3 protein-coding genes are annotated in these 6,142 nt (G+C 75.5%); all 3 read left to right on the top strand.

The features are described 5' to 3' along the window. On the top strand, nucleotides 1-657 hold a 657-nt coding region (locus tag AOK22_RS34595), incomplete at its 5' end, for a winged helix-turn-helix domain-containing protein (protein ID WP_079037015.1). Then, entirely contained in the window at nucleotides 647-2,800 is a 2,154-nt protein-coding gene (locus AOK22_RS34600; RefSeq protein WP_063795394.1) for a HAMP domain-containing sensor histidine kinase, read from the top strand. The genes AOK22_RS34595 and AOK22_RS34600, both read left to right, overlap by 11 nt. A 293-nt stretch (nucleotides 2,801-3,093) precedes the next feature. Then, nucleotides 3,094-6,142 (top strand): AfsR/SARP family transcriptional regulator (locus AOK22_RS34605; protein WP_482255564.1); only part of this gene is annotated, 3,049 nt, incomplete at its 3' end.

Raw genomic sequence — 6,142 nt, forward strand, 5'->3', positions numbered from 1 at the left:
ATGCCCGGCACCGACGGCCTCGAGGTCACCCGCAGGCTGCGGGACGGGAGCGGGCCGCCGGAGCTGACGCGGCTGCCGGTCCTGATGCTGACCGCGCGCTCCACCGAGGACGACCTGCTCCTGGGCCTCGACCTGGGTGCGGACGACTACCTCACCAAGCCGTACAGCCCGCGCGAGCTGATGGCCCGCGTCCGCACGCTGCTGCGCCGCGCGGGCGGCATCCACGCGCCGCTCCCGGACGCCGACCGGCGGATCCTGCGCGCGGGCGGGCTCGTCGTCGACCCGCTGCGGCACGAGGTGACGGTCGACGGGCGCCCGATCGACTGCACGCCCGGCGAGTTCGACCTCCTGACCGCGCTCGCCGAGGAACCGGAACGGGTCTTCACGCGGCCCCAGCTCCTCGACCGGATCCACGGCTCGTCCGGCTACATATCCGTGCGCACGGTCGACGTGCACATCCTCAACCTCCGCAAGAAGATCGAGGCCGACCCGCGCCGGCCGGAGCGGCTCGTGACGGTCTTCGGGGTGGGGTACAAGTTGGCGCTTACGAGTACGGGTACGAGTACCGGTACCCGTACGGGGATCACGAGTGCGGGGACTGCCACTGGTACGGGTACCGTCGCCGTGAACGGAGCGGCGGCCCGGCGTGGCGCGTGACATACCGCTCCGCAAGAGCCTGCTCGCCCGTCTCCTCGCCGTCTCCGTCCTGGTCTCCGTCGGCTCGATCGCCGCGACCGCCTGGCTCGCCGCGCAGACCACGACCGGCGCGCTGCGGCAGGAGCAGGGGCAGGTCCTCGCCGACGACGCCCGCATCTACGACAGGCTCCTCGGCGTCGGCGCGAGCGCGCCGCAGTGGCGCGGCGCCGACGCCGCCGTCCGCGAGCTGGCCCGGACCACGGGCCGCCGCATCGCCCTGACCACGCAGGACCGCAAGGTCATCGCGGACTCGGCGGCCCCACCCGGGCAGTACCCGAAGAGCGCCGACGAGAAGGACGGCGCGGGGAAAGGGAAAGAGCACGCGAGCGGGACCAAGAACGGGAACGGGAGCGGGAACGGGACCAAGGACGGGAACGCGAAGGGGGACGGGAACGAGAAGGGGAGCGGGAACGAGAAGGGGAGCGGCGACAAGAGCGGCGTACCCGCCAAGGGCGATTCCTCGAAGTACACCTCCCTGCCCCCGACCGCCTCCGCCGTCCTCGACCCCCTCTCCGTCGACACGACGCTCGCCCCCGGCCGCACGGACGAGGACACGGCCGCCGACCGCATCGACCCGCGCGCGATCGGCCCGTACCGCCTCCCGAAGCGGGAGCGCGGGCTGCTGAAGGAGGCCGCCGACCGGAGCGCGGACTGTCTGGCGAGGCTCGGCATGGACCCCGAGGTCGTCGTCGCGACCGGCGGCCGCCCCTTCGTCCGGCTCGACTACCACTCGGGCGAGTTCATGGACGCGCGCTGCCGCATGTCGCTGCTCGACGTGCCCACCGCGACCGAACAGAAGGCGCTCGACAAGCTCAACTCCCTCGCCCACGCCTGCCTGAAGCGGCGCGGGCTCGCCCCCGTCCGGGTCGGCCTCACGCTCGACCTCACCGCGCGGTCCGGGCCGAAGCCGATCGGCGCCGCCATCCCGTCGTATCCGCCGGTGGTGCCCGGCGACACCTCCGCGACCGGCACCCCGGACACCCCCGTGCCCCCTGAGCCCTCCGGTTCCTCCGGGGCCTCGGGGACCTCAGAGTCCGCCGAGCCGCTCGCCGCCGAGCCGACCGACGCCGCCGTCGCGTCCTGTGTCGACACCGCGCGCCGCGAACAGCTCGGCCCCTACGTCTCCTCGCCCGCCCTGCTCTTCATCACCAGTTCCGACGGCACGCGCAGCACGCCCGGCTTCAGCCTCTCCCGCGCCAACACCGCCCGTCTGGCCGGGCTCGCCGCCGCCGTGCTCGCCGTCACGGTCGCCGTCACCGCGTTCGCCGCGACCCGGCTGACCCGGCCGCTGCGTGCGCTCACCACGGCCACGCGCCGCATGAAGACAGGCGAGAGCGGCGATCCGGTCCCCGCGAGCGCGACGCGCTCTGCGGGCGAGATCAGCCAACTGGCCGCCGCCTTCAACGACATGGCGGCCCACCGCAAGGCCCTCGAAGAGCAGCGCAAGGCCATGGTGAGCGACGTCGCGCACGAGCTGCGCACCCCGCTGTCCAACATCCGCGGCTGGCTGGAGGCGGCGGAGGACGGCGTCGTCGACACCGACCCCGAGCTGGTCACCTCGCTCCTCGAAGAGGCGCTGCTGCTCCAGCACATCGTCGACGACCTGCAGGACCTGGCCGCCGCCGACGCGGGCACGCTCCGGCTGCACCGCGAACCGGTGCGGGCCGCCGACATCGCCGAGCAGGTGGCCGCGGCGCACCAGGCGCGCGCGGACGCGGCCGGGGTGAAACTGCGCGCCACCGCGCTCGGCGACCCCCTGGTGACGGCCGACCCGCTGCGGCTGCGGCAGGCGGTCGGCAACCTCGTCTCCAACGCGATCCGTCACACGCCCGAGGGCGGCAGCGTCCGCATCACCTGCCGCACCACGCTCGACGCCGTCCTCATCGAGGTCGCCGACACCGGTACGGGCATCGCGGCCGCCGATCTCCCGCACGTCTTCGACCGCTTCTGGCGCGCCGACAAGTCGCGGACCCGCGCGACGGGCGGCAGCGGCCTCGGCCTGTCGATCGTGCGGAAGCTGGTGGAGGCGCACGACGGCACGGTGACGGCGGAGAGCGTCGAGGGGAAGGGCTCGCTGTTCACGGTGCGGCTGCCGGCGGAGTGAGGGGTCCGGCGCGGACGGCCGGTGCGGGGCGGCTCCCTGCGCAGACGAGAGTCCCGGTCGTTCACCTCCGCCGACCGGGACTCTCTCTCTGCTGCCGGACCCGACCACGGCGGTGACACTCCCCCGAGTTACGCGCTGTGCGCGAGTACCGGCGGGCCAGGTCCGATGAAGAGATCACATCAGGGCCCGCCAACAGATCGCTAACATATGGCCAACGGTCGGCCGAGAACAGCAGGGCGGGCGCGGCCAGGACGAGAGAGACAGCGCTACGGCGGTACGGCACGGGAGACGGCGTGAGCGAGCGGTGCGGGCTGCGCTTCGGGCTGCGTTTCGGTCTGCTCGGCGCGCCCGCCGTGTACGACGCCGAGGGCGAGCCGCACCCCGTGCGCAGCGCCAAGGGGCGCGCCCTGCTGGCCGCGCTCCTCCTGGAGCCCGGCAGGACCGTCTCGCTCGGCGCCCTCAAGGAAGCGCTGTGGGGCGACACCCCGCCGGCCTCCGCGCAGGCCTCCCTGCAGAACCACGTGACGCGGCTGCGCCGCCTCCTCGACGATCCGGGACGGCTGCACGCGGTGCCGCCGGGGTACCGGCTGCGGGTCGGCGAGGACGAACTGGACGTACGCGTCTTCGAGCGTCTGGTGGCCCGTGCCAGGACCGCGCACGCGGAGCGGGACTGGGCGCGGGCGGCCGGCCTCGCGGCGGACGCGCTCGCGCTGTGGCGCGGCACGCCGTTGAGCGGTCTGCCGGACGGTCTGGCCGACCACCCTCTCGTACCGCGTCTCGCGGAGGCCCGGCTGCTCGCCCTCCAGTGGCGGTACGACGCCGAACTGGCCCTCGGCACCGGCCTCGCCGCGCTCGCCCCGGAACTGGCGGCGCTGGTCGCGGAGCATCCGCTCCGCGAGGACTTCCACCGCCAGCTGATGCTGGTGCTGCACCGCACCGGGCGCCAGGCGGAGGCCCTCGCCGTCCACCGCGAGCTGCGCCGCCGCCTGATCGACGAGCTGGGTGTGGAGCCGGGCGCGGCGGTGCGGGACGCGCACCGGGAGGTGCTGCGGGGGCCGGGGGGCGTGGATACGGCCGCGGGTGCGGGCCCGCGTCCGGGTTCGGGTCCGGGTTCGGGATCGCATCCGGCTTTGGCTTCGGGTTCGCGTCCGGCTGCGGCTGCGGGCGCGGGCGCGGGGGAGAGCGAGGGCGAAGGCTTCGGTGGGGCCGCGGCGGGCGCGGCGACGGCTGAGGGCGTGGGCCGCCGCCCGGACGACGGCGGGGACGGCGGCATCGACGGCTGGGGCGACGGTGACCGCGACGGCGGGGACGGCGGTGCGGACCGCCGCACGGACGCCGCCGCGGGCTCCGCCGACGGCGGCCCGGACGACGCGGACGCCGCGGACGGCCGTGCGGACGGCGGCCCGGACGGTGGTGCCCGCGGCCGTGACGCCGGGGCCGTCGGTGCGCCTCCGCCCGCCCAACTCCCGCCCGATCCAGCCCACTTCACCGGTCGGCGCGACACCGTGGGGTCCCTTCGGCGCGCCCTGGCCGAAGGCCCCCGCGTCGCCGTCGTCTCCGGCATGGCCGGGGTCGGCAAGAGCGCGCTCGCCGTGCACGTGGCGCACGGGCTGCGCGAGGAGTTCCCCGACGGCCAGCTCTACGTCAATCTGCGCGGCGCCACCCCCGGCATGACCCCGCTCACCCCCGGCCAGGCCCTCGCCGCGCTCCTGCGCGACCTCGGCGCCGAGCCGCGCCGGACGCCGGGGAGCACCGAGGACCCCGCCGCGGCCAGCGCGCTGCTCCGCTCGCTGCTCGCGCCCACCCGCACGCTCATGGTCCTGGACGACGCCGCGACCGCCGCGCAGGTGCGGCCCCTGCTGCCCGCGGGGCCCGGCTGCGCGGTCATCGTCACCAGCCGTTCGCCGCTGACCGCCCTCGACGGTGCCGCGCGCTTCCCGCTGGACCCCCTCTCCGACGGGGAGAGCGCCGCGCTGCTGCGCGCCGTCTCCGGCCGGGACGCGCTCGACGCCGGGCACCCCCTCGTGGAACTCGCCGGGCGCCTCCCGCTGGCCCTGCGCATCGTCGCCGCACGCCTCGCCGCGCGCCGCGCCCTCACTCCGGACGCCCTCGCCGAACTGCTCACCGTCAGCGGCGGCCGGCTGCACCACCTCGAATACGACGACCTGAGCGTGCGCCGTTCCCTCGCCGTCGCCCTCGACGCCCTGCGCACCTCGGACCGCCCGGCCGACCGCGACGCCGCGCTCGCCCTCACCCGGATCGGCGCGCTCGACCTGCCGACGTACGGAGTCCCGCTCCTGGCCCGCCTGTTGGGCACCGACGAACTCCGCGCGGGCGCGGCCCTCGACCGCCTGGTCGACGTCGCCCTCCTCGACGAGACCGCGTACGGCCGGTACGCGCCCCACGACCTCGTGCGCGACTTCGCCCGGGAGGCGGCGGCCACGGGGGCCGACGCCGACGCGGATGCTGGTGCTGGTACCGGTACGGGTTTCGTCGAACAGGCCCTGCTCTGGTACGCCGAGTCCGCGCGCCGCACCCTCCTGGCGATCATGCCGGAGGGCCTGGACCGGATGGACCGCCTGCGCGGCGTCGACGAGCGGCTCTCCCGCCGTGGACAGGCCGGCCGGGGCGGGGTGCCGGCGGCTCAGCCGCTGTCCATGGAGGCCGCGTTCGTCTGGGGCGACACCGAACTCGCGAACATCCTCGCTCTGGCGGAACGGCACGGGGAGGACGTGGCCGAAGGCCGGGGCGTGGCCGAGGGCCTGGGTGCGGGTGCGGCTGCGCATACGGACACGGCTGCGGATTCGGGTGCGGATTCCGGCGTGCGGGCCGCGGGCTCCGGGCTGCTTCCCGTGCTGGTCCGCTGTCTGGTCCCCTACCTCCAACGCCGCGGCCGTCTCACCGAGTTGGGCGTGCTCGGCGCCCTCGCCCTGGCCGCCGCCCGCCGGCAGGGCGACACCGCCGCCGAGGCCCAGGCCCTCACCGATCTCGCCGGCATGCACTTCATGTCCGGCCGCAGCGGCGAGGCGCTCGCCCTGAACGACGCGGCCCTCGTCCTCTGGCGCGAGCTGGGCATCGTGTCCTGCGTGCGCCGCGGCCTCAACAACCGCGGCCTCCTCCTCGAAGGCCTCGGCCGCCACGCCGAGTCCGCCGACGCCCTCCAGCAGAGCCTGGAGCTCGCCAAGGAACTCGCCGACCCGCTCAGCGAGGCGATCACCCTCAGCCACCTCGGCAACCTCTACGAGCACACGGACGCCCGCGCCGCTATCGCCCACCACGAACGCAGCCTCGCGATCGGCGAGACCATCGGGCACGCCATCGTCCGCCAGTCCGCCCACTGCA

Source organism: Streptomyces silaceus (assembly GCF_001419745.1).
Lineage (GTDB): Bacteria > Actinomycetota > Actinomycetes > Streptomycetales > Streptomycetaceae > Streptomyces > Streptomyces silaceus.